This is a genomic window from Streptomyces seoulensis (assembly GCF_004328625.1).
In the GTDB taxonomy this organism is placed as follows: domain Bacteria; phylum Actinomycetota; class Actinomycetes; order Streptomycetales; family Streptomycetaceae; genus Streptomyces; species Streptomyces seoulensis.
Genome location: NZ_CP032229.1, coordinates 3803072 through 3828360, shown reverse-complemented (window position 1 = coordinate 3828360; position 25289 = coordinate 3803072). Strand labels below are relative to the sequence as shown.

General features: G+C 71.8%; 27 protein-coding genes and 1 riboswitch. Of the genes, 12 read left to right on the top strand and 15 right to left on the bottom strand.

Translation table 11 applies throughout. The features are described 5' to 3' along the window. The first annotated feature begins 8 nt into the window (after positions 1-8). Positions 9-737 (top strand): TetR/AcrR family transcriptional regulator, encoded by a 729-nt coding sequence (locus tag D0Z67_RS17945; RefSeq protein ID WP_031180749.1) that lies wholly within the window; start codon positions 9-11, stop codon positions 735-737. A gap of 94 nt (positions 738-831) precedes the next feature. Further along, complete coding sequence (locus tag D0Z67_RS17940; protein WP_031180750.1) at positions 832-1329, top strand: hemerythrin domain-containing protein; 498 nt, start codon at positions 832-834, stop codon at positions 1327-1329. 1 nt (position 1330) lies between these two features. On the opposite strand, the gene D0Z67_RS17935 is transcribed toward D0Z67_RS17940, so the two are convergent. Continuing rightward, complete coding sequence (locus D0Z67_RS17935) at positions 1331-1540, bottom strand: hypothetical protein (protein ID WP_051887620.1); 210 nt, start codon at positions 1538-1540, stop codon at positions 1331-1333. Positions 1541-1614: 74 nt separating this feature from the next. Further along, positions 1615-2100, bottom strand: coding sequence for an NUDIX domain-containing protein (locus D0Z67_RS17930; protein WP_051887623.1), 486 nt, complete (start codon positions 2098-2100; stop codon positions 1615-1617). 399 nt (positions 2101-2499) lie between these two features. On the opposite strand from D0Z67_RS17930, the gene D0Z67_RS17920 reads away from it, so the two are divergent. The 6 genes from D0Z67_RS17920 to D0Z67_RS17895 all read left to right on the top strand — a co-directional run bounded on the left by D0Z67_RS17920 (position 2500) and on the right by D0Z67_RS17895 (position 6792). After that, on the top strand, positions 2500-3327 hold the full coding sequence (locus D0Z67_RS17920; protein WP_031180753.1) for a helix-turn-helix domain-containing protein: 828 nt from the start codon (positions 2500-2502) through the stop codon (positions 3325-3327). Further along, entirely contained in the window at positions 3324-3530 is a 207-nt protein-coding gene (locus D0Z67_RS17915; protein ID WP_031180754.1) for a DUF397 domain-containing protein, read from the top strand. The genes D0Z67_RS17920 and D0Z67_RS17915 overlap by 4 nt, the downstream gene beginning before the upstream one ends. 127 nt (positions 3531-3657) lie before the next feature. Next, positions 3658-4383 carry a dienelactone hydrolase family protein gene (locus tag D0Z67_RS17910; RefSeq protein WP_031180755.1) on the top strand — a complete coding sequence of 242 codons (726 nt, stop codon included), beginning with the start codon at positions 3658-3660 and terminating at the stop codon, positions 4381-4383. A 76-nt stretch (positions 4384-4459) separates the two neighbouring features. Continuing rightward, entirely contained in the window at positions 4460-5239 is a 780-nt protein-coding gene (locus D0Z67_RS17905; protein WP_031180756.1) for a VOC family protein, read from the top strand. 31 nt (positions 5240-5270) lie between these two features. Continuing rightward, the gene (locus D0Z67_RS17900) at positions 5271-5843 is read left to right on the top strand and encodes an SMI1/KNR4 family protein (RefSeq protein WP_031180757.1); all 573 of its coding nucleotides are present in this window, start codon (positions 5271-5273) and stop codon (positions 5841-5843) included. 115 nt (positions 5844-5958) lie between these two features. After that, positions 5959-6792, top strand: coding sequence for a PIG-L family deacetylase (locus D0Z67_RS17895; protein ID WP_031180758.1), 834 nt, complete (start codon positions 5959-5961; stop codon positions 6790-6792). Here D0Z67_RS17895 and D0Z67_RS17890 read toward each other — a convergent pair whose 3' ends face one another. Then, positions 6793-8178: a metallophosphoesterase gene (locus D0Z67_RS17890; RefSeq protein ID WP_031180759.1), complete on the bottom strand. Its 1386-nt coding sequence runs from the start codon at positions 8176-8178 to the stop codon at positions 6793-6795. Positions 8179-8190: 12 nt separating this feature from the next. Next, a complete protein-coding gene (locus tag D0Z67_RS17885; protein WP_031180760.1) occupies positions 8191-8430 on the bottom strand; it encodes an SCO4848 family membrane protein in 240 nt (79 codons plus the stop codon). Positions 8431-8521: 91 nt separating this feature from the next. On the opposite strand from D0Z67_RS17885, the gene D0Z67_RS17880 reads away from it, so the two are divergent. Beyond that, entirely contained in the window at positions 8522-9808 is a 1287-nt protein-coding gene (locus tag D0Z67_RS17880) for a D-alanyl-D-alanine carboxypeptidase family protein (RefSeq protein WP_244942369.1), read from the top strand. Here D0Z67_RS17880 and D0Z67_RS17875 read toward each other — a convergent pair. Next, the gene (locus D0Z67_RS17875) at positions 9756-10664 is read right to left on the bottom strand and encodes a YihY/virulence factor BrkB family protein (RefSeq protein ID WP_031180762.1); all 909 of its coding nucleotides are present in this window, start codon (positions 10662-10664) and stop codon (positions 9756-9758) included. The genes D0Z67_RS17880 and D0Z67_RS17875 overlap by 53 nt on opposite strands. 148 nt (positions 10665-10812) lie before the next feature. On the opposite strand from D0Z67_RS17875, the gene D0Z67_RS17870 reads away from it, so the two are divergent. Further along, complete coding sequence (locus D0Z67_RS17870; RefSeq protein WP_031180763.1) at positions 10813-11568, top strand: decaprenylphospho-beta-D-erythro-pentofuranosid-2-ulose 2-reductase; 756 nt, start codon at positions 10813-10815, stop codon at positions 11566-11568. 6 nt (positions 11569-11574) lie between these two features. Here D0Z67_RS17870 and D0Z67_RS17865 read toward each other — a convergent pair whose 3' ends face one another. The 5 genes from D0Z67_RS17865 to D0Z67_RS17845 form a co-directional block, all read right to left on the bottom strand. After that, the gene (locus D0Z67_RS17865; RefSeq protein WP_031180764.1) at positions 11575-12153 is read right to left on the bottom strand and encodes a 2'-5' RNA ligase family protein; all 579 of its coding nucleotides are present in this window, start codon (positions 12151-12153) and stop codon (positions 11575-11577) included. 204 nt (positions 12154-12357) lie between these two features. Beyond that, complete coding sequence (trpS, locus tag D0Z67_RS17860; RefSeq protein ID WP_382848434.1) at positions 12358-13386, bottom strand: tryptophan--tRNA ligase; 1029 nt, start codon at positions 13384-13386, stop codon at positions 12358-12360. A gap of 111 nt (positions 13387-13497) precedes the next feature. Beyond that, positions 13498-14955, bottom strand: coding sequence for a glycine hydroxymethyltransferase (locus tag D0Z67_RS17855; RefSeq protein WP_031180766.1), 1458 nt, complete (start codon positions 14953-14955; stop codon positions 13498-13500). Positions 14956-14993: 38 nt separating this feature from the next. Continuing rightward, positions 14994-15079: riboswitch (ZMP/ZTP riboswitch) on the bottom strand. Positions 15080-15115: 36 nt separating this feature from the next. After that, on the bottom strand, positions 15116-16303 hold the full coding sequence (locus D0Z67_RS17850; RefSeq protein ID WP_031180767.1) for a glutathionylspermidine synthase family protein: 1188 nt from the start codon (positions 16301-16303) through the stop codon (positions 15116-15118). A gap of 18 nt (positions 16304-16321) precedes the next feature. Continuing rightward, the gene (locus D0Z67_RS17845; protein ID WP_031180768.1) at positions 16322-16678 is read right to left on the bottom strand and encodes a hypothetical protein; all 357 of its coding nucleotides are present in this window, start codon (positions 16676-16678) and stop codon (positions 16322-16324) included. A 117-nt stretch (positions 16679-16795) separates the two neighbouring features. Between D0Z67_RS17845 and D0Z67_RS17840 the strand changes: the two genes are divergently transcribed. Continuing rightward, on the top strand, positions 16796-17656 hold the full coding sequence (locus tag D0Z67_RS17840; protein WP_037774795.1) for a DMT family transporter: 861 nt from the start codon (positions 16796-16798) through the stop codon (positions 17654-17656). Between the two features lie 22 nt (positions 17657-17678). Here D0Z67_RS17840 and pdxR read toward each other — a convergent pair whose 3' ends face one another. Further along, positions 17679-19073, bottom strand: coding sequence for a MocR-like pyridoxine biosynthesis transcription factor PdxR (gene pdxR / locus D0Z67_RS17835; RefSeq protein ID WP_031180770.1), 1395 nt, complete (start codon positions 19071-19073; stop codon positions 17679-17681). A 46-nt stretch (positions 19074-19119) separates the two neighbouring features. Between pdxR and D0Z67_RS17830 the strand changes: the two genes are divergently transcribed. Continuing rightward, positions 19120-19620, top strand: a complete 501-nt coding sequence (locus tag D0Z67_RS17830) for a carboxymuconolactone decarboxylase family protein (protein WP_031180771.1) — start codon at positions 19120-19122, stop codon at positions 19618-19620. 60 nt (positions 19621-19680) lie between these two features. Here the strand turns inward: D0Z67_RS17830 and D0Z67_RS17825 are convergent, their stop codons facing one another. Genes D0Z67_RS17825 through D0Z67_RS17810 form a run of 4 tightly spaced genes read right to left on the bottom strand, consistent with a single transcriptional unit; the run spans position 19681 to position 25262 of the window. Continuing rightward, a complete protein-coding gene (locus D0Z67_RS17825; RefSeq protein ID WP_031180772.1) occupies positions 19681-20643 on the bottom strand; it encodes an ABC transporter substrate-binding protein in 963 nt (320 codons plus the stop codon). A 1-nt stretch (position 20644) separates the two neighbouring features. After that, positions 20645-22591, bottom strand: a complete 1947-nt coding sequence (locus tag D0Z67_RS17820; protein WP_031180773.1) for an ABC transporter permease — start codon at positions 22589-22591, stop codon at positions 20645-20647. After that, on the bottom strand, positions 22591-23733 hold the full coding sequence (locus D0Z67_RS17815; RefSeq protein WP_031180774.1) for a quaternary amine ABC transporter ATP-binding protein: 1143 nt from the start codon (positions 23731-23733) through the stop codon (positions 22591-22593). The genes D0Z67_RS17820 and D0Z67_RS17815 overlap by 1 nt, the downstream gene beginning before the upstream one ends. After that, positions 23730-25262 (bottom strand): GMC family oxidoreductase, encoded by a 1533-nt coding sequence (locus tag D0Z67_RS17810; protein ID WP_031180775.1) that lies wholly within the window; start codon positions 25260-25262, stop codon positions 23730-23732. The genes D0Z67_RS17815 and D0Z67_RS17810 overlap by 4 nt, the downstream gene beginning before the upstream one ends. Between the last annotated feature and the right edge of the window lie 27 nt (positions 25263-25289).

The window sequence follows — 25289 nt, the reverse complement described above, 5'->3', positions numbered from 1 at the left end:
CTCCCTACGTGCCCGCGAAGAACGACGGCCCCGAGGCCGGAACCCAGAGCAAGTCGGAACACACCCGCGCGCTGATCCTCGAGACCGCGATGCGCTTGTTCCAGGAGAACGGCTACGACAAGACCACGATGCGGGCCATCGCCAAGGAGGCCGGCGTCTCGGTCGGCAACGCGTACTACTACTTCGCGGGCAAGGAGCACCTGATCCAGGGCTTCTACGACCGGATCGCCGCCGAGCACCAGGTGGCGGCCCGGTCGGTGCTGGAGACGGAGACCGCCCTGGAGGCGCGGCTCGCCGGCGTGCTCACCGCGTGGCTGGACATCGCGGAGCCGTACCACGAGTTCGCCGTGCAGTTCTTCAAGAACGCGGCCGACCCGGACAGCCCCCTGAGCCCCTTCTCGGCGGAGAGCGAGCACGCCCGCGAGCAGGCGATCAGCGTGCACCGCGAGGTGCTGGCGGGCTCCAAGTCCAAGGTCTCCCCCGAGCTGCGCGACGCGCTGCCCGAGTTGATGTGGCTCTCCCAGATGGGCCTGGTCCTCTACTGGGTCTTCGACCGTACGGAGGACCGCGAGCGCAGCTACCGCCTGGCCCGGCGCGGCGCACGCCTCACCGCGCGCGGTGTCGCCCTCTCCCGCTTCCGCGTCCTGCGCCCCCTGGTCCTGGAGGTCCACGAACTCTTCAACGACTTCCTGCCCGGCATGACGAAGGCCCTCCCGGCGCCGCGAAGCCGAACCTGATCCCGCCCGCACGGCGAGTCATCCCTGCGCACGGCGGGGGTACACGGTGAGGGCCCGAATACTTCGCCTACTTCGCACGAGAGTGGTGCCCCTCATGGCCGAGACCCAGGACGTCGTCGAACTCATCCTTCAGGACCACCGCCGTATGGAGGACCTGTTCCGGCAGATGCGCAGCGTCGAGGCGGACCGGGCCGGGGCGCTCCAGGAGTTCGCCGGTCTGCTGGTGGCGCACGCGCTGGCGGAGGAGGCGGAGGTCTACCCGGCGCTGAAGCGGTACCGGAACATCGACGACGAAGAGGTCGAGCACGGCGAGCACGAGCACGACGAGGGCAACGAGGCGCTCCTGAACCTGCTGGAGGTCGAGGAGGTCGGCTCCGAGGAGTGGGACTCCAAGCTGGAGGAGCTGGTGGAGGCGATCACCCACCACACCGACGAGGAGGAGCGCACCATCCTCAACGGCGCCCGCGAGAACGTGCCGATGTCCCGCCGCGAGGAACTGGGCGTGGCCTTCGTCGCAGACCGCGACCGCCGCCTCAAGAACGACCCGGGCTCGGTCGAGAACCTGCGCAAGGTCGTCGGCTCTTCGGACTGAGTCAGCCGTGCGGGAGGTCGCGCATCTCCCAGGAGTGGCCGGGCTCGTGCCCGTCGAAGAGGGTGCACGCGTCGCCGTCCTCGGCGGGCGCCCCACAGGGCGCCCGCTGGACGAACGCGTAGTGGCCGCCGTCCCATTGGACCCATAGCTGGGTGTGGCGGTCGACGTCACCGAGGTGGTCGGCGTGGGGGCCGTCGTGGGTGGCGTCCAACTCACAGGTGACGTCGGTTAGTTCATGCGGAGGTAACTCGGCGGGGTCCTCACCGGTGGCCTTCAGGTGCCGGATCAGCTCGTCCCGGGGCGGGCGGCCGGGCTTGTTGCAGTGCCTTCTGGGGTGATGAGTTGGCGATGGGAGTCCTGCAGTCCCTGCGGCAACTCGTCCGGGTCGAACCACCGGGCCTCCAAAATCTCGAAGTCGTCGATCTTCAGGGTTCCTCCGGTGTGCAGGGCCTCGTAGGCGACCTCCACGCGGAGTCGGTATCCGCTGGTCAGACGGACGAGACGGCCGGGCGTCACATCGAGCCCCGTCTCCTCCTTGACCTCACGGACGACGGTGAGGGGGAATTCCTCACCCCTCTTCGCGAACCCCGTGGGCAGTCCCCACGGGCGGCTCTCGGGCCACATCCGGTGCTTCAGCAGGAGCACCTGTCCGGCGTCGTTACGGACCACCCCGGTCACGCCCACCATGAACTTGGCGTTCGCCAGCCACAGGACCCGCCACTGCACGGACCCCCGCATGGCGTGCCAGAGCCGGGCGACAACTCGCTTCATGACCAAGCCTCTCGCTTCGCGGAATCGCGGTTCTCGGTCAGTAGAACGTCCGGCGCGGCTTCAGAGGTACTCGCCCCTGCTGCGGGCGTTCGCGCGGGCGGTCAGGGCGCGTAATCGCTCCCCGGGAGTGGCCGAACGGGCCTCCTCGGGACGGACTGTCCATTCCCGCCCACCGGTGGCGGGGCGCAGTGACCAGAGGCCGGCCCATTCCCCCCGGAACTCCCCCACACGTTCGTACGCGTCCACCAAGAGGGTTCCGATGGGCGGGGGTTGAGGGGGTTCGTCCAACACTGATCACTCCTCTCCGTAGCGAATCCACTACCAAGGGGAATCAGAGCGACCTAGAGTTTTGCTGTCTTCAACTTACGCAATCTGCACGGAGAGTTGAGGTGATGACGGTTGAACCGGAAAGAGCTGGAGCCCGAGAAGTCGCCCGGAGCGGCCTTCGGCCAGCGTTTACGCAGCATGCGGGACGAGCGGGGGTGGACCCAGGACGAACTCGCCGAACGCATGGGCTATTCGGGCACCCACATCTCGGCCGTCGAAACTGGTCGGCGCTCCCCAACTCCCCACTTCGCGCAGAGCGTCGACAAGGCGTTCGGAACCGGTGACCAGTTCGAACGCGAGGGGCGAGCAGTACGCAACACCGGTCTGCTGGAAGGGTTCCCGGAGTACGTTCCACACGAGAAACGAGCCGCGGAAATCAGGCTCTTCGAGCTGGGGATCATTCCGGGTCTGTTGCAGACGCCGGAATACGCCGCCGCCATCACGACGGGGGCCGTAAAACGGGGCGCAATCACGGAACAGCAGGCTGAGGAGCGCCTGACGCTGCTCGCAGGACGGCGGGCCGCGCTGGAGCGCACCCCCGCTCCACTGGTCTTCGTGGTCCTCGACGAGAGCTGCCTCAAGAGGATCGTCGGCGGTCACCAAGTCATGAGGGCGCAGCTCACCAAGCTCCTTGAGTTCGCCGAGTTGCCCACGACGGTGCTCCAAGTGGCACCGTACGAACTCGGTGAGCGGCGGGCGTTCGACCTGCCGGTCCACCTGCTGACGCTGACCGACAGGACCAACCTCGCCTACGCGGAGTCAGCCCAGCGAGGTCACCTGGTCCGCGAAACCACGTCAGTGGTCTCGATGCTGACGGCCTACCATCAACTTCAGGCCGAAGCGCTGTCGCAGGCGGCTTCCGTAGCCGTGATCGAAGACCTTCGAAAGGGCACCCCGTGAGCGAGACCCCGAACTGGTTCAAGTCCTCCTACAGCAGCAACGGCGGCGCCTGCGTCGAGGTCGCCACCAACCTGCTCCCCTCACACGGCACCATCCCCGTCCGCGACTCCAAGCACCGCGCGGGCTCCGTCCTGGAACTTCGTGCCGCCGCCTTCTCCACCTTTGTGACCGGCGTGAAGAACGGTCAGTTCGAGACACTCTGAACCGGTGCGAACGCCTCGCTGCGCCCGACAAGGGGCAGCGAGGCCACTCGCCGGGGTAGGCCCGCGCTGTTCCGCCTGCGGTGAACCCCCGCCCGGCCGGGCCCACCTCTCACTACCGTCCGGTCTCATGCTGCCGATTAACACCCGCACGGTCGAGTACCGGGCCGACGGTCTGACGATGAGCGGGCACCTCGCGCTCCCGGCCGGTACCGGCCGCGGGCCCGCCGTGCTGCTCGGGCCGGAGGGCATGGGGCTCAGCGATGTCGAGCGCCGCCGGGCCGATGCCCTCGCCGAACTGGGTTACGTGGCGCTGGCCTTCGACCTCCACGGTGGGCGTTATCTGGGCGATCCCGAGGAAATGCTGGCCCGCTGCATGCCGCTGCTCGCCGACCCCGAGCGGATGCGGGCCCTCGGTCACGCTGCGCTCGACGTACTGGCCGCCGAACCTCGCGTCGACCCCGACCGGATCGCCGCCGTCGGCTACGGCACCGGCGGCATGATCGCGCTGGAGCTCGGGCGCGACGGTGTCGACCTGCGCGCGATCGGGACCGTCAACGGACTGAACACCGGCCGGCCGGGCGAGGCGGCACGCATCCGCTGCCCGGTGTGGGCCGGGGTCGGGTCGGAGGACCCGATCATGTCGGCCGCCCAACGGGAGGCGTTCACGGCCGAGATGCAGGCCGCGGGCGTCGACTGGCGCCTGACGGTCTACGGCGGCGCCCTGCACGCCTTCCACCACCCGCCCGTCGGCCATCCCACGGTCCCCGGTGTCGGCCACCACCCACGGCATGCGCGACGCGCCTGGCACGACGTGGTCGCCCTGCTCACCGAGTGCCTGCCCGTGACGGAGTGATCCGGCGTGTCGGAGGGACGCTTTCCGTACCGGGACGGAAGGGTGTCCACCCCGACATAGCACCAGGGAGCGAGCGATGCCCGAAGTGACCACCCCGTACGCGACCGGCACCCCCTGCTGGGTCGACCTGATGGCGCAGGACCAGCAGGCCGCGCTGGACTTCTACCGGGACCTGTTCGGCTGGCAGGGCTCGCCGGGGCCGGCCGAGTTCGGCGGGTACGCGGTGTGCGAGCTGCGGGGCATGCCCGTGGCCGGGATCGGGCCGACGATGGCGCCGGAGGGCATGCAGGAGCCGCCCACCGTGTGGACCAGCTACCTCGCCAGCACCGACGCGCTCGCCACCCAGGACCAGATCGTCGCCGCCGGCGGCACCCTGCTGGCGCCCACGATGGACGTCGGCACCCTCGGCCGGATGCTGATCGCCGCCGACCCGCAGGGCGCGGTGTTCGGGGTGTGGCAGCCCGGCGACTTCTTCGGCGCGGGCGTGGTCAACGAGCCGGGCGCCCTGACCTGGAACGAGCTGCACACCAGCGACATCGAGGCCGCACGCGCCTTCTACGGCGAGGCGTTCGGCATCGAGATCCTGCCGATGGAGGGCCACGACGCGTACTGGGTGCTGCGCGTGGGTGAGCGTACGGTCGGCGGCGCGACCCTTCTCGCCAACGACCCCCCGGGCGCCCCGGCCAACTGGCTGACGTACTTCGCGGTCGACGACGTCGACTTTACGGTGGACGCCCTGGTCCGCAGCGGCGGCAACGTCCTCGCCCCGCCCTTCGACATGGCCGCGGGCCGCATGTCGGTGGTCACCGACCCACAGGGCGCGCCGTTCGCGATGATCAAGTCCGCCGGCTCCTGAGGCGCCGCTCCGGGGCCCGGTGCCGTGCCGCATGATGACCGGCATGAACACGGACACCTGCGACCCGGCCGAGGCGGCCGCCCTCCGCGAGATCCTCGCGTCCCGTCCCGGGGCGGTGCCGCCGGCCGGCTGGGAGGCGGTGCGGTCCTTCGAGGCGCGGCACGGCATCGTGCTCCCGGAGCCGTACCGCACGTGCGTGGCGGAGATCTGCGACGGGCTGCGCGCGGGGCCGCCGTACCGCGGTCTGCTGCCCCTCGCGGAGACGCCTTCCGACTGGAGCCCGTACTTCGCCGAGCGTCTGCTCGCCGAGCCGTTCCCGCTCGCGGAGGCGTGGCTCTGGGAGGAGGAAGAGGAGGCCGGGCTGACCCAGGAGCTTCAGGCCCGGCAGGACTCCGTGTTCGAGCACGGCTCCCTGCTGCTGGGCACCGACGGCTGCGGGATGTACTGGGCCCTGATCGTCACCGGGCCGCAGCGCGGTCACGTCTGGATGATCGACGAGAACGGGGCGATACCGTTCGGCACTTCCCTGATGCCGGGCACACCCGGATTCACCGGGTGGGTGAGCCACTGGGCCGAGGGCCGCTCCTGGTTCGGGGACGTGTAGGCAGGCGATCGGGGCGCGTCGGGAACAGGCGGCGCGGTCGGCGCGGTTGTGGCCACCGAGGCCGCGGTGCGTCCGCCGCGGCCTCCTACCGAGACGTGTCCCGCGGGAGGACCTCATGACTGACCGGCCGTTGACGCTGATGGCAGTGCACGCCCACCCCGATGACGAGGCCACCGGTACCGGAGGGGTCCTCGCGCGGTACGCGGCGGAGGGCATCCGGACGGTGCTGGTGACCTGTACCGACGGCGGGTGCGGGGACGGGCCGGGGGGTGTGAAGCCCGGCGAGGCCGGACACGACCCGGTGGCGGTCGCCCGGATGCGGCGGGAGGAGCTGGAGGCCAGCTGCGAGGTCCTGAAGATCAGCGACCTGGAGATGCTGGACTACGCGGACTCCGGGATGACCGGCTGGGCGAGCAACGACGCCCCCGGCTCCTTCTGGCGGACCCCGGTGGAGGAAGGCGCGGCCCGCCTCGCGGAGCTGATGCGGCACTACCGCCCCGATGTGGTCGTCACCTATGACGAGAACGGTTTCTATGGTCACCCCGACCACATCCAGGCCCACCGCATCACCATGGCCGCGCTGGAGCTGACCGACCTGACCCCCAAGGTCTACTGGACCACCGTCCCCCGCTCGCAGATGGCCCGCTTCGGCGAGGTCATGCGCGAGTTCGCGGGCGACATGCCCGAGCCCGACCCCGCCGAGGCCGCCGCCCTGGCCGAGATCGGCCTCCCGGACGACGAGATCACCACCTGGGTCGACACCACCCCCTACAGCGACCAGAAGTACGACGCCCTCGCCGCCCACGCCAGCCAGGGCGAGAACATCTTCTTCCTGCGCATGGGCAAGGAGCGGTTCGGCGAGATGATGGGCACGGAGACCTTCCTCCGCGTCCGGGACACCACGGGCGCCCCGACCCCGGAGGACGACCTCTTCGCCGGGCTGCGCTGACTACGCCTCGCGTGAGGCCAGTTCGATCACCGTGATGTCCGACGGGGCCCACACCCGGGTCGGTGGGCCCCAGGCGCCCGCGCCCCGGCTGACGTAGAGCTGGGTGTCGCCGTAGCGGTCGAGGCCGGCGACCGTGGGGTTGGCGGCCTTCGCGATCAGGTTGCCGGGCCAGAGCTGGCCGCCGTGGGTGTGGCCGGAGAGCTGGAGGTCCACGTCGTAGCGGACGGCCTCGTGGACCTGGACCGGCTGGTGGGCCATGAGGACGCAGGCGCGGGCGGGGTCGCGGTCGCCGAGGGCTTTCCGGAAGTCCGGGCCGTGGCCCTCGCTCTCGCCCTGGAGGTCGTTGACCCCGGCCAGGTCGAAGTAGGGCAGCTCCGTGCGGGCGTTCTCCAGCGGGCGCATGCCCAGGGTGCGGACCTCGTCCAGCCATTGGGCGGCGCCGGAGAAGTACTCGTGGTTCCCGGTGACGAAGTAGGTGCCGAGGCGGGACTCCAGCCCCGCCAGCGGTGCCGCCGCCGGGCCCAGGTTCTTGACGCTGCCGTCCACCAGATCACCGACGACCGCGATCATGTCCGGCTGGGTCGAGTTGATCGTGTCGACCACCGTCCGGGCGAAGTCGCGCCCCAGCACCGGGCCCAGGTGGATGTCGCTCACCACCGCGATACGGAAGCCGTGCGCCGAGCGCGGGAGCTTGGCCAGCGGGACCGTCAGCCGCTTCACGCGCGGGCCGCGCAGCACCCCGTACGTGCCCCAGCCGGTCGTCCCCAGCGCCACGGCGGCAGCGGTGCCCCCGGCGACCCGGGAGACGAAGACGCGGCGGGAGAGTGCGGAGGCGGCGAGCGCCGTAGCCTGCGGCCCTTCGGCGGGCGATGTGCCGTCGGCTCCTGCGGACGGTTCCCTCGGGGCCGCGGACGCCGCGTCAGCCCTCACGGACGGCTCGGCCGGCGACGCGGGCGCCTGCTCGGCCCGCACCGACTTCGCCGGGGTCGCGAAACCCTCCCCCGCAGCCCGCTCCGCCGGAGGCGTCCGCACACCGTCCAGCCCCGCGAACACCGCCTCCCGCGTGGCCCGGCGCGCCCGTCGGCCCGCCCACACCCGTACCGGCTCGGTCGCGAGCGTCGCCAGCAGCAGGTACAGCGCCAGGGCCATCCACAGGAACCCCGGCCAGGCCAGGGCCCGTTGGAGCCAGAAGGGGGCGCCGGAGCGTTCCGCGACGAGAGCGGCGATCATCAGCACCGGGGCCGCGACGAAGAGCACCGTGCCCGCGCGGCGGGCGGCCCCGCGCGGGCGGGTGGTGTCGCGGACCAGGCGGCGCCAGACGTACCAGTGCAGGCCCGCCACGAGGGCCAGTACGGCCAGGGCGACGAGCGCGAAGACGATGACCACCCGGCGAGTCCCCTATGACGTCCGACGCAGTGCGCGCAGTCCGCGCAACCCGATGACCCCGACGACCGTCCCCAGTACGAAGGACACGACCGCCAGCGTCAGGTGCACCCAGAAGTAGGCCGTGGGGTGCCCGTCGTCGAAGGCGAGACCGCTGCCGTCAGCAACTAGGTTCTTAACGAAAGTGATCCAGATGACCCAGCTCCACACCCCGAAGGCGAGCAGGAACCAGGAGACCGGGCGGCTGAGCTTCATGAGTCCAGTATCGCCGCCCGCGATCCGCTTCCCTGGCCGGGGTGGAGCGGGAGGCGGGACTTCACAGCCCGTGGCAGGTACGTTCTCGATCGTGTCCGCACCAATGAAGATCGCTCAGCGATCCCTGTTGATCACATCCGCCGCACTGCTGACCGTCTCCGGCCTCGCCCCGTCAGCCTTCGCCGCACCCAAGCCGTCCGGCAGTCCCACCGCCGCTCCCCCGGCCCGCATGTCGCAGGTCGGCGGCGCCCGTCTCGGCGTGCCCGGTACACAGGTGAACCTCGCGACGGGCGTGCCCGTGCTGCCCAAGGGCCTGACCGCGCGCTCCTGGATCGTCACCGACGCCGAGAGCGGCGACGTCCTCGCCTCGCACAACGCGCACTGGCGGCTCCCCCCGGCGAGCACCCTGAAGATGCTGTTCGCGGACACCGTGCTGCCCCGCTTCCCGAGGGACCAGCGCCATCAGGTGGTGCCCACCGACCTCGCCGGGATCGGCGCCGGGTCCAGCATGGTCGGGATAAAGGAGAACGAGACGTACACCGTCCACGACCTGTGGCTCGGTGTCTTCCTGCGCTCCGGCAACGACGCCGTCCATGTGCTCTCCGCGATGAACGGCGGTGTCCCGCAGACCGTCAAGGACATGCAGGCCCACGCCGACGCCCTCCAGGCCGGCGACACCCACGTGGTCAGCCCCGACGGCTACGACGCCCCGCGGCAGTACTCCTCGGCGTACGACCTCACCCTGTTCGCCCGCTCCGGGCTGCAGAAGAAGGACTTCCGGGAGTACTGCTCCACCGTGCGCGCCAAGTTCCCCGGCGCGACCACGAGCAAGGGCAAGGGCAAGCCCACCCGCGAGACCTTCGAGATCCAGAACACCAACCGGCTGCTGAGCGGCGACACGGACACCTCCGTCTATCCGGGCATCGCCGGGGTGAAGAACGGCAACACCACCAACGCGGGCGCCACCTTCACCGGGGTCGCCGAGCGCGGCGGCAAGGTGCTGCTGGTCACCGTGATGAACCCGGAGAAGCACGAGCACGACGAGGTCTACAAGGAGACCGCCCAGCTCTTCGACTGGGGCTTCAAGGCGGCCGGCAAGGTCAAGCCGGTCGGCGTGCTCGTCCGGCCGCTGAACGCCACCCCGAGCGCGCGGCCGAGCGGCGCGCCCAGCGCCAACGCCACCGGTGCCCCGCAGGGCACCGCGAACGCCGGGTCCGAGCCGGTGAAGGGCGACACCGCGCAGAGCGGCGGCTCCCGGGGCGCCGGCACCGCGCTGGCCATCGCCACCGGGCTGCTGGTGCTGCTGGGCGGTGCGGTCTTCCTGGTCAACCGCCGTTGGCCGCTGCCTGATCTGATGCGTCGGCGGCAGCGTCCGTGACCTTCCCCTCGTCGCTGCGCGTCGCCGTCCAGGCGGCGCAGTAAAGGATCAGCTTCGAGGTGAAGTTGATCCACAGCAGCAGGGCGACCGGCACGCCGAAGGCGCCGTACACGCTCTTCGCGGCTACGCCCTGGATGTAGCCGCTCAGCAGCAGCTTGAGGAGTTCGAAGCCGACCGCGCCGAGCAGGGCCGCCACCAGCAGGCGGCGGCGCGGCGGTTCGACCCCGGGCAGCAGGCTCAGTACGTACAGCAGCACCAGGAAGTCGGCGAGGACGGCGACGGCGAACGCGGCGATCCGCAGCAGCACGGTGCCCCAGCTGTGCTCGTCGAGCCCTATCGACGACGCCAGCCTGCCGATCGCGGCCGAGGCGAGCGTGGAGGCGGCCAGCGTCACCAGCAGGGCGCCGCCGAGCCCGATCAGCACCCCGGCGTCCTTCAGCTTCAGCACGATCGGGTTGCCGTCCCGCTCGGGCAGCTCCCACACCGCGCGCAGGCAGTCCCGGATCTGGCCGACCCAGCCGATACCGGTGAACAGCAGGGCCGCACCGGCGATCAGCCCGACCGTGCCCGCGTTCTGCACCAGCCCGTTCAGGTCGAGCTGGTCGGCGAGCCCCGGGAACTGGGCGGCGATGTTCTTCTCGACCGTCTTCTGCCGGGCCGGGTCGAGCGTGGCCGCCGCGACCGCCGCGGCGACCGTCAGCAGCGGGAACAGGGCGATGAAACTGACGAACGTCATGGCCGCGGCCAGCCAGGTCCAGTTCACCCGGTCCAGACGCGCGTACGAGCGCCACGCGTGCGTGGTCATCAACCAGGTCACGAGCGGCCCGATGCCGGGCAGCTTTTTCAGCCAGTCCATGATCCGCCTCTGCCCTTTTCGCGGGAACTCCATGTGCCCGTACCCCGGATGGTGCCGGACCGGGCCGCGTCCCACTAATCACCCATTGCGGGGAGCCCGGCGCCGCCGTGCGGACACTCCGCCATATGCGGACGATACGGTCACCCGCATGTCTGCTGTCTGCGGTCCTCCCCAGTCCCTGCTCGTCCTCGGCGGCACCTCGGAGATCGCGCTGGCCACCGCGCGCCGCCTCATCGCCCGCCGCACCCGCACCGTGTGGCTCGCGGGGCGCCCCGGCCCGGCGCTCGACCGCGCGGCCGGCCGGCTGGCCGCGCTCGGCGCCGACGTACGTACCGTCGCCTTCGACGCGCTGGACCCGGAGTCCCACGAGACGGTGCTCGGCAAGGTGTTCGCCGAGGGCACCGTCGACATGGTGCTGCTCGCCTTCGGGGTGCTCGGGGACCAGGCGCGGGACGAGCGGGAGCCGCTGCGCGCGGTCCGGGTCGCCGCCACCAACTACACCGGCGCGGTCTCCGCAGGTCTGGTCGCCGCCGGCGCCCTCCAGGACCAGGGCCACGGCTCGCTGGTGGTCCTCTCCTCGGTGGCCGCCGAACGCGCCCGCCGCTCGGACTTCATCTACGGCTCCAGCAAGGCCGGCCTGGACACCTTCGCGCAGGGCCTCGGCGACGCGCTGTACGGGACGGGCGTGCGGGTGCTGGTGGTACGCCCCGGCTTCGTGCGCACCGGCAAGACCGCGCACCTGGCGCCCGGACCGCTCTCCACCACCCCGGAGGAGGTGGCCGCCGCCGTCGAACTCGGCCTGCGCCGGGGCTCGGAGACGGTGTGGGTGCCCGGCGCGCTGCGCCCGGTGATGTCGCTCCTGCGGCACGCGCCGCGCGCGCTGTTCCGCAGACTGCCGGTCTGAGAGGGCTCAGCGGCTGGCGATGGGGTCGCGCTCGGCGGGACCGCTCTGGCTGGGCACGACGTTGGCGCCGAAGGGGTAGTCGCGCAGCTTGCGCCACACCCCGTCCCCGCCCTGCTCGTACAGCGCGAACCCGGCACACGGCCAGGCCGCCTCGAACCCGGCCAGCTCCTCGAAGGCGCGGTCCATCGCCGCCTCCTCGATGCCGTGCGCCACGGTGACGTGCGGGTGGTAGGGGAACGCCAGCTCGCGCGGCACCGGCCCGGAGGCGTCCCGCACACGCTGCTGGAGTTCGGTGCACTCCTCGGCGCCCTGCTCGATCCGGACGTAGACCACGGGCGAGAGCGGGCGGAAGGTGCCGGTGCCGGAAAGGCGCATCGGGAAGGGGCGGCCGGCCGTGGCGACCTCGGCGAGGTGGGCGTCGATGGCGGCGAGGTCCGCCTCCTCGACCTCGGTCGGCGGCAGCAGGGTGATGTGCGTGGGGATGCTGAGCGCGGCGGGGTCACCGAAGCCCGCGCGCCGCTGCTGGAGCAGGCTGCCGTGAGGCTCCGGGACCGCGATCGACACGCCGATCGTTACGATCCCCACGTCGTCTCCTGTCGTCGCGTTTCTGTTCTGTGGGCCGTCCCCGCGTGCGGCCTTCGGCTATCGACTGTACGGCCACGGGTGTCCGCAGGGCAGGCGCAACGGAAGTGATGTACGGCGCTCTCCCCCACCGGACACGCGTGCGGGTCGCACGTCCGGGAGCGGCTGTGCGCCCCCGGACGCCCGGTGGTCACCGGTCAGGGCCGGTCAGTGCTTCGCGGGCAGGAAACCGACCCGGTCGTACGCCAGTGCCAGGGTCTCGGCGGCCACCGCGCGGGCCTTCTCGGCGCCCTTGGCGAGGATCGAGTCCAGCGTCTCGGTGTCCTCCAGGTACTGCTGGGTGCGCTCCCGGAAGGGGGTGACGAAGGCGACCATGATCTCGGCGAGGTCGGTCTTGAGGGCGCCGTACATCTTGCCCTCGTACTCCTGCTCCAGGTCCGCGACCGGGGTGCCGGTGAGGGTGGAGTGGATGGTGAGGAGGTTGCTCACGCCGGGCTTGTTCTCCCGGTCGAAGCGGATCACCGTGTCGGTGTCGGTGACCGCGCTCTTCACCTTCTTCGCCGTCGTCTTCGGGTCGTCCAGCAGGTTGATGAGGCCCTTCGGCGTGGACGCCGACTTGCTCATCTTGACCGCCGGGTCCTGGAGGTCGTAGATCTTCGCCGTCTCCTTGAGGATGTACGGCCTCGGGCTGGTGAAGGTCTCGCCGAACCGGCCGTTGAAACGGTCCGCGAGGTCACGGGTCAGCTCGACGTGCTGGCGCTGGTCCTCGCCGACCGGCACCTCGTCCGCGTTGTACAGCAGGATGTCCGCGACCTGGAGGATCGGGTACGTGAAGAGGCCGACGCTGGCCCGGTCGGCGCCCTGCTTGGCCGCCTTGTCCTTGAACTGGGTCATGCGGGACGCCTCGCCGAAGCCGGTGAGGCAGTTCATGACCCAGGCGAGCTGGGCGTGCTCGGGGACGTGGCTCTGCACGAAGAGGGTGCAGCGGTCGGGGTCAAGACCGGCCGCGAGGAGCTGGGCCGCGGCGAGGCGGGTGTTGGCGCGGAGGTCCTTCGGGTCCTGCGGGAGCGTGATCGCGTGCAGGTCGACGACCATGTAGAACGCGTCGTGCGTCTCCTGGAGGGCCACCCACTGGCGGACGGCACCGAGGTAGTTGCCGAGGTGGAACGAGCCTGCGGTGGGCTGGATTCCAGAGAGGACGCGAGGCTTCTTTTCAGCGGGGGCCATGGTGCCCATTCTCGCAGAGGCGGAGGTGGGTGTGGCGCCTAGGTGGGGGGCTGTGGCGGTGCGCGGGGGACTGCGGCGCCGTCGTGGCTCGTCGCGCAGTTCCCCGCGCCCCGCGAGCGCTCAGCCCAGGTCGATCTCCGGGTACAGCGGGAAGGCTGCCACCAGGTCTGTTGCTCGCTTCGCGATCTCGTCCGACGTCTTGGTGTCCAGGATGTGCTGGGCCTTCGACGGGGCGCCGGACTTCGTGGTGCCCGGTTCCGTGGTGGTGAGGACTCGGTCGATCAGGGCCGCCACCTCGTCCATCTCGGCCGTGCCGAGGCCGCGGGTGGTCAGCGCGGGGGTGCCGATGCGGATGCCGGAGGTGTACCAGGCGCCGTTGGGGTCGGCGGGGATGGCGTTGCGGTTGGTGACGATGCCGGAGTCCAGCAGGGCGGCCTCGGCCTGGCGGCCGGTGAGGCCGTAGGAGGCGGCCACGTCGATCAGGTTGAGGTGGTTGTCGGTGCCGCCGGTGACCAGGGTGGCGCCGCGCTTCATCAGGCCCTCGGCGAGCGCGCGGGAGTTGTCGACGACCCGCTGGGCGTAGTCCTGGAAGGAGGGCTGCCGGGCCTCGGCCAGGGCGACCGCCTTGGCGGCCATGACGTGCGGCAGCGGGCCGCCGAGCACCATCGGGCAGCCCCGGTCGACCTGGTCCTTGAGGGAGTCGTCGCACAGGACCATGCCGCCGCGCGGGCCGCGCAGCGACTTGTGGGTGGTGGTGGTGACGATCTGGGCGTGCGGCACCGGATCGAAGTCGCCGGTGAGCACCTTGCCCGCGACCAGGCCGGCGAAGTGCGCCATGTCGACCATGAGGGTAGCGCCGACCTCGTCCGCGATCTCCCGCATGATCCGGAAGTTCACCAGGCGCGGGTACGCGGAGTACCCGGCGACCAGGATCAGCGGGCGGAACTCACGGGCCTGGGCGCGCAGCGCCTCGTAGTCGATCAGGCCGGTGGCCGGGTCGGTGCCGTAGGAGCGCTGGTCGAACATCTTGCCGCTGATGTTGGGGCGGAAGCCGTGGGTGAGGTGGCCGCCCGCGTCCAGGGACATGCCGAGCATGCGCTGGTTGCCGAACGCCTGGCGCAGCTCGGCCCAGTCGGCCTCGGACAGCTCGTTGATCTGGCGGGCGCCGGTCTTCTCCAGGAACGGCACCTCCACCCGGTCGGCGAGGACGGCCCAGAAGGCGACCAGGTTGGCGTCGATGCCGGAGTGCGGCTGGACGTAGGCGTGCCGGGCGCCGAAGAGTTCGCGGGCGTGCTCGGCGGCGAGGGACTCGACGGTGTCGACGTTGCGGCAGCCGGCGTAGAAGCGGCGGCCGACGGTGCCCTCGGCGTACTTGTCGCTGAACCAGTTGCCCATCGCCAGCAGGGTGGCCGGGGAGGCGTAGTTCTCGGAGGCGATCAGCTTGAGCATCTCGCGCTGGTCGTGGACCTCCTGGCCGATCGCGTCGGCCACGCGGGGCTCGACCGCGCGGATGACGTCGAGCGCGGCGCGGTAGGCGGTGGTCTCGGCGGAGCCGGACGGGGCGGAATTCTCGGGCATGGGGGCCTCCGGACAGGGCGTCGGTGTGTCGTCGCGTTCGGTTCGGCCCAGGCGCACGGCACTGACTCCCGGGCCGCTCCCCGATGGTCCATCCCATCCCAGCGCGCCAGTCACGGCCCACGACCAGCGTACCGGCCGTGGGTGAGGGTGTGCGCGGGGTCTACAGGATCACGTGTGGCAGGAAGCGGGCGTAGGAGTCGGTGATCAGCCCCGAGGACTCGCGGATGCCGAGCCCGGCCGCCTCGTCGCCGACGACCCAGGCGCCGAGGACGACGTGGTTGCCGTCGAAGACGGGGAGCGGGGCGAGCGCCTGGTAGCAGCAGGTCTCCTCGGGCGCCGGCGGGGCTGGACTGCCCGGCGGGTGCAGGGTGACGCCCTCGCCCTCGCGGCCGAGCAGCGGCTTGGCGGCGTAGCCGGTGGTGGCGGCCAGCTCGCGGGGGCCGTCGAGGTAGGCCGGGAGGAGGTTGGGGTGGCCGGGGTAGAGCTCCCAGAGGATGGCCAGCAGGGCCTTGTTGCTGAGCAGCATCTTCCAGGCGGGCTCGATCCACAGGGTGCTGCCGGTGCCGCCGCCGTTGTCCAGGGTGTCCAGGACGTGCCCGGCGAACTCGTCGGTGGTGAGCCATTCCCACGGGTACAGCTTGAAGATCGCGCGGATGAACTTCAGCCGGTTGTCCACGAAGCGGCCGGAGAGGGTGTCCCAGCCGATCTCCTCCATGGAGAGCCAGTCGGTGTCGAGCCCGGCCTGCTCGGCGGTCTCCTTGAGGTAGGCGACCGTCATCAGGTCCTCGCCGAGTTCGTCGGCCGAGGAGTGCGCGAAGTGCAGGGGGGCGCCCGGCGGGAGGAGCTTGGCCTGCTCGCGCCAGCTGTCGACGAGCCGCTCGTGCAGCGAGTTCCACTGGTCGGCGCCGGGGAAGCGCTCCTCCATCCAGAACCACTGCGCGGACGCGGCCTCCACCAGGGAGGTCGGGGTGTCCGCGTTGTACTCCAGCATCTTCGCCGGGCCGGTGCCGTCGTAGTGCAGGTCGAACCTGCCGTACACGGACGGCAGTTCGGCACGTCGGTGCCAGGACTCGGTGACGGCGGCGGCCACGCGCGGGTCGGTGATGCCGAGGTCGGCGATCCGGCCGTGCTCCACCAGATGCCCGGCGGCGGCCAGGCACATGGCGTGCAGCTCCCCGACGGTCTCCTCCAGCGCATCCACCTCGGGCAGCGAGAAGACGTAGTACGCGCTCTCGTCCCAGTAGGGGCGCAGGGAGCCGTCGGGGTGGCGGGTGAGCGGGTAGACGATTCCCTGTTCCTCGACGGTGCGCTGCCAGTCGGGGCGGGGCGTGATCGTACGGCGTTCCATGGGTGCGGCCCGGCCCGGTCAGCCGCCGGAGCTGCCGTGGCCGCTGCCGAAGCCGCCCCGGTGCACGCTGTGACCGTCACTGTCGCCGCCCGAGCGGCCGGAGCCGCCGCCGGACTTGCGGGGCGCGGTGAAGGAGCCGCTGCGGACCCAGGAGCCCTTCTTCTTGCCGCCGTAGTAGTAGGCCCCGCCGCTGGAGCCCGACTTGCAGTTCTTGTCGGAGACCACGTGGTAGCCCTTGGCCACGTTGTAGCTGTCGCGGTCCACGCAGCGCTTGTCCGGGTCGGACGAGGAGCACGCGGTCAGTGCGGCGGCGAGCAGCCCCATGCCGCCCAGGACGACCGTGGTGGAGCGCAGTTGTGCGCGGGCGTCGGCCATGTTCTCTTCTCCCCCGTCGGTGGTGCGTTCGGCAGTCAGCCTAGAGACCGGTGTGAGTTTCCGGCAGGGCGCCCCCGCGTACGCCTGTTCGCCTACAGTCGCTTTGTGCTTTTTGGAATGGTGTGCGCGCTCGGCGCGGCGGTCTGCTTCGGTACCGCCACGGTGTTTCAGGCGGTGGCCGCGCGGGCGGCCGGAGGACAGGGCGGCGGAGAGGCGGCACTGCTGCTGCGGGCGGTCCGGCAGTGGCGGTACGCGGTGGGGCTCGCCCTGGACGGGCTCGGCTTCGTGTTCCAGATCCTCGCGCTGCGCTCGGTGCCGATCTACGCGGTGGGCGCCGCGCTGGCCGCGAGCCTCGCGGTGACGGCGGTGGTCGCGGCGCGGCTGCTGCGGGTACGGCTGAGCGGGCCGGAGTGGACGGCGGTCGGCGTGGTGTGCGCGGGGCTCGCGCTGCTCGGCCTGGCCTCGGGCGCGGAGGGCGACCGCCACGGGCCGGCCTGGCTGCCGTACGCGCTGCTCGCGACGGCGGCGGGCGTACTGCTGCTCGGCGCGGTGGGCGGCCGGCTCTCGGGGCGGCCGCGCGCGCTGCTCCTCGGCCTCGGCGCGGGGTTCGGCTTCGGGGTGGTGGAGGTCGCGGTACGCCTGATCGACTCCCTCCACCCGTACGCCCTGCTGACCGACCCCTCCCTCTACGCCCTCCTCCTCGGCGGCGGCGCGGCCTTCCTGCTGCTGACCTCGGCGCTGCAACGCGGCTCGGTGACCACGGCCACGGCCGGGATGGTCCTCGGCGAGACCCTGGGTCCGGCGGCGGTGGGCGTGCTCTGGCTGGGCGACCGCACGCGGGCGGGGCTCGGTCCGCTCGCGGTGCTGGGGTTCGTCGTGGCGGTGGCGGGGGCGCTGGCGCTGGCGCGGTTCGGGGAGGCGCCGGAGGCCGCGGGTGGCGGTCCGGCCACCGACCGGGAAGGCGCGGGCGTGGGCTGAGCCGTGCCTCCCCCGGAGAGGGTCACGGCAGGGCCCGGCACAGCGCCTCCAGCGCGTCCGCCCACGCGCTCTCCGGCGGGGTCCCGTACCCCACCACCAGCGCGTCCAGCGGCTCGGCGACGGCCCGGGGGTGGCGGTGGAAGGAGAGGCCGTGCAGGGCGAGACCCTGCCAGTGGGCGGCCTGCACGACCGCCTGCTCGGTGCCGGGCGGCAGCCGCAGCACGGCGTGCAGTCCGGCCGCGATCCCGGTGACCGTCACCTCCGGCGCCCGGCCGGCCACGGCGGCGGCCAGTTGGTCCCGCCGGCGCCGGTAGCGCAGGCGGGCGGCGCGGACATGGCGGTCGTAGGCGCCCGAGGCGATGAACTCGGCAAGCGTCAGCTGGTCCAGCACCCCGACGGTGTCGCTGTGCCCCTTGGCCTTGGTCAGCTCGGCCAGCAGGGCCGGGGGGACCACCATCCAGCCGAGGCGGAGTCCGGGGGCGAGGGACTTGCTGGCGGTGCCGAGGTAGACCACCCGGTCCGGGTCGAGGCCCTGGAGGGCGCCGACGGACTGGCGGTCGTAGCGGAACTCGCCGTCGTAGTCGTCCTCCAGGATCAGCCCGCCGGTCCGCCGCGCCCAGTCGACGACGGCCGCGCGCCGGTCGGGATGCAGCGGGGTGCCCATGGGGAACTGGTGGGCGGGGGTGAGGAGTACGGCCCCCTCGTCGGTCAATCCCGTTGTGTCGGTGCCGAGTTCGTCGTACGGCAGGGCGGTGGTCGTCAGGTCCGACGCGGCGAGCAGGTCGTGGTGCACGAACAGGCCGTACGACTCGACGGCCACCGTGCGGGCGCCCCGGCCGCGCAGCACGGTGCCGAGGAGGCGCAGGGCGTGCCCGAAACCGGCGGTGATCAGCACCGAGTGGGGGTCGGCGCGGACGCCCCGGACGCGGGCGAGGTACTCGGCGACGGCGGTGCGCAGTTCGGGGCGGCCGCGTGGATCGCCGTAGCCCAGCGCGTCGTTGGGGGCGCGGGTCAGGGCGCGGCGGGCCGCCCTCAGCCACTCGGTGCGGGGGAAGGCGGCGAGGTCGGGGGTACCGGGGACGAGGCTGTGCGTGGGGCGGCCGGGCGTCCGGCGCCGGACGGGCGCGCCCGCCGCCCCGGCCACGGGTACGGCCCGTTCGGCGACCCGGGTGCCGGAGCCCTGGCGGGCGGTGAGCCAGCCCTCGGCGACCAGATCGGCGTACGCCTCGGCGACGGTGTTGCGGGCGAGCCCGAGGTCCGCCGCCAGGGTGCGGGAGGACGGCAGCCGGGTGCCGGCGGCGAGCCGGCCGGTGCGTACGGCGTCCCGCAGGGCGTCGGTGAGACCCCGGCGCAGACCGCTGCTCCCGGCACGTTCGAGGTGCAGGTCGATGCCCAGATTGGCCCATGAATCCGCCATGGGAATGGACCATACTCCTGGGCTGCTTCGCTCCTAGCCTGGACGCATGGAGACCACGGAGAACACCACCGAGTACGCCCCCGAACACCCTGCCCGCCTGTCCTGGACCGCGCACGCGCCGGAGGTCTACAAGGCGATGGTCCGCCTGGACACCGCCGCCCGTAAGGGGGTCGACCCCACGCTGCTGGAGCTGGTCAAGATCCGCGCCTCCCAGCTCAACCACTGCGCCTTCTGCCTCGACATGCACACCAAGGACGCGCTGGCCGCCGGGGAGAGCGTGGAGCGGATCATCCAGCTCAGCGCCTGGGACGAGTCCCGCCACTTCTACACCGAGCGGGAGGCGGCGGCCCTGGAACTGACCGAAGCGATCACCGTCCTCACCGACGGCTTCGTCCCGGACGACGTCTACGAACGCGCCGCCAAGCAGTTCGACGAGCCCGAACTGACACACCTCATCGCCGCGATCACAGTGATCAACGCCTGGAACCGCTTCGCGGTGACGACGCGGATGGTGCCGGGGCATTACACGCCGGGGCAGCACCAGTAGCCGGACAGCGCCGAGGCGCGACCCGCTGGGGGCCGCGCCTCGCTGCCGGACGCCGTCGGATCAGGGAAGCCAGCGCTTCCACTTCTCCGGATGCGCGTCGACCCACTTCTTCGCGGCGTCCTCCGGGCTGAGTTTCTGTTCGGCGATCATGAGGGAGACCTCGTTCTGGTCCTCCGTCGTCCACTGGAACTTTTTCAGGAACGCGGCTGCCTGGCCGCCGGAGCGGGCGAAGTCGGCGTTGAGGAACTTGCGGAGCGGGGTCTTGGGGTAGGCGCAGGTGATCTTCGCGGTGTCGGTGTCGCAGCCCTCCTTGTAGGGCGGGAGCTTCACCTCCGTCATGGGGACCTTCTTGAACAGCCACTGGGGGGTGTACCAGTAGCTGAGGAAGGGCTTCTTCTCCTTGGCGAACTGCTTGATCTGGGTGATCTGCGCGGCCTCGGACCCGGCGAAGACGACCTGGTAGTTCAGCTTCAGGTTCTTCACCAGGGCCTTGTCATGGGTGACGTAGGCCGGGGAGCCGTCCATGATCTGGCCCTTGCCGCCGGACTCGGCGGTGCGGAACTGGGAGGCGTACTTGTTGAGGTTCTTCCAGTCCGTGATGTCCGGGTGCTGCTTGGCGAAGTACGTCGGCACGAACCAGCCGATGTGCCCGGTGACGCCGAGCCCGCCCGCGTAGGAGACGGTCTTCTTGTCGTGGACGTACCGCTTCTCCTGCTCGGGGTGGCTCCAGTCCTCCAGCAGGGCGTCGACGCGGCCCTGGCTGAGCGCGTCCCAGGCGGGGATCTCGTCGACCTGGACGGTGTCGACGCGGTAGCCCAGCTCGTGTTCCAGCAGGTACTTGGCGACCGCCACGTTGGACTGCGCGCCCACCCAGGACTGCACGGACAGGGTCATGCTCTTGGCGCCGCCCGCGTTGGCGAACGGGCTGGCCTGCTTGGTCATGTCGGCCGCGCCGCAGCCGGTGAGCAGGGCGAGCGCGGACGCGGCGGCGACGCTCACCGAGAGAGTCGTACGGAGTCGCATGTCACGCTCCCTTCTTCGTACGGCGGCCGGTGGGCTGGGTGACCCGGTCGAGCATCAGGCCGAGGCAGACGATCGCGGCACCGGCGACCAGGCCGGTGGCGAGGTCACCCTGGGCGAGGCCGAAGGCGACGTCGTAGCCGAGCGCGCCCGCGCCGACCAGACCGCCGATGATGACGACGGCGAGGACCAGGACCACGCCCTGGTTCACCGCGAGCAGCAGCGAGCGCCGGGCCAGCGGGAGCTGGACCTGCCAGAGCTGCTGGCGGCCGGTGGCACCGAGCGAACGGGCGGACTCCAGCGCGGCCGGGTCCACCTGGCGCAGGCCCTGCGCGGTGATCCGGACGACGGCCGGGAGGGCGTACACCACGGCGGCGACGACGGCGGGGGCGCGGCCCACGCCGAACAGCGCGACGACCGGGATCAGGTAGACGAACTGCGGCATGGTCTGGAACACGTCCAGCACCGGGCGCAGCATCCGGTCGACCCGGTCGCTGCGGGCGGCCGCGATACCGGTGGCGATGCCGAGGACCAGGGTGACGGCGACGGCGGCCAGCACCTGGGAGAGGGTGTCGAGGGAGGAGTCCCACACCCCGAGCACGCCGATCGCGGCCATGGCGAGGGTGGCGGTCAGCGCGGTGCGCCAGGTGCCGATCAGCCAGGCCAGCGCGGCGACGATGAGCAGCACCGACCACCAGGGCAGCGCGCGCAGGCCGTCGCGCAGCGGGTCCAGCATCCAGGTGGTGAAGTGCGCGGCCCAGTCGGCGGTGCCCCCGATGACGGGGACGCCGGAGTAGAGGTGCGCGGTCATCCAGTTGACGGCGTGGTTGACCGGCTCCGCGATGTTCAGGGTGGCGCCGGAGGGCCACTCGGCGCGGCCGAGCAGCCGGGCCACGACCGCCGCGACGGCGGTGCCGGCGAGCGCGAGCAGCCACAGCGCGCGGCGGGACTCGCCGGTGTCGTCGGCGGCCCGCCCGGCGGCGCCGGTCACCCGGTCCAGGACGATGGCGAGCAGCACGATCGGGATGCCGGCCGCGAGGGCCGCGCCGACGTCGACGGAGCCGAGGGCCTGGTAGACGCGGTCACCGAGGCCGCCGGCGCCGATGACGGAGGCGATGACGGCCATGGACAGCGCCATCATGATCGTCTGGTTGAGGCCGAGCAGCAGTTCCTTGCGGGCCAGCGGGATCCGGGCGGTCAGCAGCCGCTGGCGCGGGGTGGCGCCGAGCGAGCGGACGGCCTCCAGCACCTCGGGGTCGGCGCCGCGCAGGCCGAGCGCGGTGAGCCGCGCCATCGGCGGGGCCGCGTAGACCACGGTGGCGAGGACGGCGGCGGGGACGCCGATGCCGAAGACCAGCACCACGGGCAGCAGATAGGCGAAGGCCGGGAGCACCTGCATGGTGTCCAGCACCGGGCGCAGCGCGCGGTCCAGCCGGTCGGAGAGCCCGGCGGCGAGGCCGAGCAGGACACCGACGGCGACGGACGCGAGCACGGCGGCCACCATGAGCGCGAGCGTCTGCATGGTGGGCAGCCACATACCGAGCGCACCGCAGGCGAGGAACGCCACGGCGGTGCCGGCGGCCAGCTTCACTCCGGCCACCCGCCAGGCGACCAGGGCGCCGAGCACGGTGACGCCGACCCAGCCCATGGCGAGCAGGGCGAGGTAGACACCGCGTACGCAGAGCACGACCGCGTTGCTGATGTGGCCGAAGAAGTACAGGAAGACCGGGTGGGTGTCCCGGTTGTTCATCACCCAGTCGCTGGCGTCGCCGAGCGGGCCGGTGAGGCTGACGGTCAGCGCGTGCGGCCAGTGGCCGCTGCCCCACCGGCTGTCGAGCAGGGGGACGAGGATCACGGCGGCGACGGCGAGCGTGAGCAGCTTGGCCGCCGGGCGGGACCTGAGCAGGCCGGGCAGGGCGCGCCGGGCGCCGGGCACGGTGAGCGTGGCCATCAGACCGCCTCGCGCTCGGGGGCGGCGGGCACGAGGGTGGGCTCGGCCTCCCGCTCGGCGGGGGCGGCCGTGCCGGTACCCGCGACCACGTTGAGCAGGGCGTCGGAGTCCACGACGCCCATGCAGGTGCCGTCGTCCATCACACGGGCCGGCTCGCCCGCGCGGGCGACGGCCTCGATGGCCTCGGCGACCGGGGCCTCGGGGCGTACGGCGGGGCCGCTGCCGGCCTCCTCCAGGGAGGCGGGGCGCATGGCGGTACGGCAGGTGACCACCTGCTCGCGCGGCACGTCGCGGACGAACTCGCGGACGTAGTCGTCGGCCGGGGAGTTGACGATCTCCTCGGGGGTGCCGAGCTGGACCACACGGCCGTCGCGCATCAGGGCGATGCGGTCGCCGAGCTTGAGGGCCTCGGTGAGGTCGTGGGTGATGAAGACCATGGTGCGGCCCTCTTCGCTGTGCAGGCGGGCGACCTCGTCCTGCATGTCGCGCCGGATCAGCGGGTCGAGCGCGCTGAACGGCTCGTCGAAGAGCAGCACCTCGGGGTCGACGGCGAGGGCGCGGGCGAGGCCGACGCGCTGGCGCTGACCGCCGGAGAGCTGGCCCGGACGGCGCTTCTCGAAGCCCTCCAGGCCGACCTTGGCGATGACCTCGGCGGCCTTCTCGCGGCGCTCGGCGCGGCCCATGCCCTGGATCTCCAGGCCGTAGGCGACGTTGTCGAGGACCGTGCGGTGCGGCAGCAGGCCGAAGTGCTGGAAGACCATCGCGGCGCGGTGCCGGCGCAGTTCGCGCAGCCGGCCGCGGTCCATGGCGCGTACGTCCTCGCCGTCGATGGCGATGGTGCCCGCGGTGGGCTCGATCAGCCGGGTCAGACAGCGCACCAGGGTGGACTTGCCGGAGCCGGACAGGCCCATGACGACGAAGACCTCGCCCTTGCGGACCTCGAAGGACACGTCCCGTACGGCGGCCGTGCAGCCGGTCTCAGCGCGCAGCTCGGCGGGGCCGAGCGCGGCCAGCTCCGGGTCGGCCGGGACGCGCTCGGGCTTGGGGCCGAACACCTTCCACAGGCCCTCGACGGCGAACACCGGCGCGTCGGACCCTTCGGCGGAGGTGGGCGGCTTACGGGTGGGAACGGTGAGCGTCATCGCGCGTCACCACCGATCAGTTCGACGGCCTTCTCCCCGACCATGAGCACTCCGATCATCGGGTTCACCGCGGTCATCGTCGGGAAGACGGACGCGTCGGCTATGCGGATGCCGTTCAGACCCCGGACACGCAACTCGGGGTCCACCACGGCGAGTTCGTCGTCGGCGGCGCCCATCTTGCAGGTGCCGGCCGGGTGGTACACGGTGTGCGCGACCTTGCGCGCGTACTCGCTCAGCTCCTCGTCGCCCTGGACCTCGGGTCCGGGGCAGACCTCGCGCTTGAGCCAGTGGGCCAGCGGCTCCGACCTGGCCACCTCGCGGGCGATGCGGATGCCGTCGACCAGGGTCCTGGCGTCGTAGTCGTCCTCGTCGGTGAAGTACCGGAAGTCCAGCGCGGGCTTGACCTCGGGGTCGGCACTGGTCAGGTAGAGACGGCCGCGGCTCTTGGGCTTGGGGATGTTCGGGGTCATGGAGACGCCGAACTCGGGCCGCTCGTAACCCAGTCGCTCCGGGTTGTCCGTGAACGGGATCTGGTAGAAGTGGAACATCAGGTCCGGGCCCGCGTGTTCGGGGTCGCGGCGGACGAACAGGCCCGCGTCGGAGTCCATCGCGGAGTTCTCCGGGATGGGTCCGTGGGTCTCCCAGACGATGACCGACTCCGGGTGGTCGAGCAGGTTCTCGCCCACGCCGGGCAGATCCAGCACCACCGGGATGCCGAGGGCCTCCAGGTCGGCGCGGGGGCCGATGCCCGAGTGCAGCAGCAGACGCGGGGTGTCGACGGCGCCGGCGCAGAGGACCACCTCGTTGCGCGCCTTGACCAGCAGCTCCCGCCCGTCCTTGGTGCGCACGTGGACGCCTTCGGCGCGGGTGCCGTCCAGCTCCAGCTTGTAGGCCCAGGTCTCCAGGAAGAGGTGGAGGTTGGGGCGCTCGTCCATCACCGGGTGGAGGTAGGCGACGGACGCGGAGGAGCGCTTGTTGTTCTCGGGGTGGTAGGAGAGGTCGAAGAAGCCGACGCCGTCGGTGAACGGCTTCTTGTTGAAGCCCTCGACGCGCGGCACCCCGAGCGTGGACTGCGCGGCGTCCACGAAGTCCCGCGCGATGGCGTTGCGGTCCTTCTCGTCCACCGAGACGATGTTGTTCTTCAGCCGGGCGAAGTACGCCTCCATCGGCACGGCGCCCCAGCCGGTCGCCCCGGCCCGCTCCCACTCGTCCCAGTCGGAGGGGAGCGGCTTGAACGAGATCAGGGTGTTGTGCGAGGAGCAGCCGCCGAGCACACGGGCCCGGCTGTGCCGGATGTGGGAGTTGCCGCGCGGCTGCTCGGTGGTCGGGTAGTCGTAGTCGAGGTCGCCGCCGAGCAGGCCCATCCAGCGGCGCAGGGTGAGGACGTCGTCGCGGTCGACGTCGCTCGGGCCGCCCTCGATGACGGCGACGGAGACGTCCGGGTTCTCGGTCAGGCGGGAGGCGATGACGGAGCCCGCCGTGCCGCCGCCGACGACGACGTAGTCGTACTCGTGGGTGTGTTCGGGCATGGGGTGTCTGACTCCTGGGGGCAGGGA

Coding starts and splice junctions, on each gene's coding strand:
- pdxR (WP_031180770.1), bottom strand. CDS start 19,073: ATGGCGGATTCATGGGCCAATCTGGGCATCGACCTGCACCTCGAACGT.
- D0Z67_RS17830 (WP_031180771.1), top strand. CDS start 19,120: ATGGAGACCACGGAGAACACCACCGAGTACGCCCCCGAACACCCTGCC.
- D0Z67_RS17815 (WP_031180774.1), bottom strand. CDS start 23,733: ATGACGCTCACCGTTCCCACCCGTAAGCCGCCCACCTCCGCCGAAGGG.
- D0Z67_RS17840 (WP_037774795.1), top strand. CDS start 16,796: ATGGTGTGCGCGCTCGGCGCGGCGGTCTGCTTCGGTACCGCCACGGTG.
- D0Z67_RS17845 (WP_031180768.1), bottom strand. CDS start 16,678: ATGGCCGACGCCCGCGCACAACTGCGCTCCACCACGGTCGTCCTGGGC.
- D0Z67_RS17930 (WP_051887623.1), bottom strand. CDS start 2,100: ATGAAGCGAGTTGTCGCCCGGCTCTGGCACGCCATGCGGGGGTCCGTG.
- D0Z67_RS17900 (WP_031180757.1), top strand. CDS start 5,271: ATGATGACCGGCATGAACACGGACACCTGCGACCCGGCCGAGGCGGCC.
- D0Z67_RS17940 (WP_031180750.1), top strand. CDS start 832: ATGGCCGAGACCCAGGACGTCGTCGAACTCATCCTTCAGGACCACCGC.
- D0Z67_RS17825 (WP_031180772.1), bottom strand. CDS start 20,643: ATGCGACTCCGTACGACTCTCTCGGTGAGCGTCGCCGCCGCGTCCGCG.
- D0Z67_RS17875 (WP_031180762.1), bottom strand. CDS start 10,664: ATGGACTGGCTGAAAAAGCTGCCCGGCATCGGGCCGCTCGTGACCTGG.
- D0Z67_RS17895 (WP_031180758.1), top strand. CDS start 5,959: ATGACTGACCGGCCGTTGACGCTGATGGCAGTGCACGCCCACCCCGAT.
- D0Z67_RS17910 (WP_031180755.1), top strand. CDS start 3,658: ATGCTGCCGATTAACACCCGCACGGTCGAGTACCGGGCCGACGGTCTG.
- D0Z67_RS17885 (WP_031180760.1), bottom strand. CDS start 8,430: ATGAAGCTCAGCCGCCCGGTCTCCTGGTTCCTGCTCGCCTTCGGGGTG.
- D0Z67_RS17810 (WP_031180775.1), bottom strand. CDS start 25,262: ATGCCCGAACACACCCACGAGTACGACTACGTCGTCGTCGGCGGCGGC.
- D0Z67_RS17820 (WP_031180773.1), bottom strand. CDS start 22,591: ATGGCCACGCTCACCGTGCCCGGCGCCCGGCGCGCCCTGCCCGGCCTG.
- D0Z67_RS17850 (WP_031180767.1), bottom strand. CDS start 16,303: ATGGAACGCCGTACGATCACGCCCCGCCCCGACTGGCAGCGCACCGTC.
- D0Z67_RS17870 (WP_031180763.1), top strand. CDS start 10,813: ATGTCTGCTGTCTGCGGTCCTCCCCAGTCCCTGCTCGTCCTCGGCGGC.
- trpS (WP_382848434.1), bottom strand. CDS start 13,386: ATGGGCACCATGGCCCCCGCTGAAAAGAAGCCTCGCGTCCTCTCTGGA.
- D0Z67_RS17905 (WP_031180756.1), top strand. CDS start 4,460: ATGCCCGAAGTGACCACCCCGTACGCGACCGGCACCCCCTGCTGGGTC.
- D0Z67_RS17855 (WP_031180766.1), bottom strand. CDS start 14,955: ATGCCCGAGAATTCCGCCCCGTCCGGCTCCGCCGAGACCACCGCCTAC.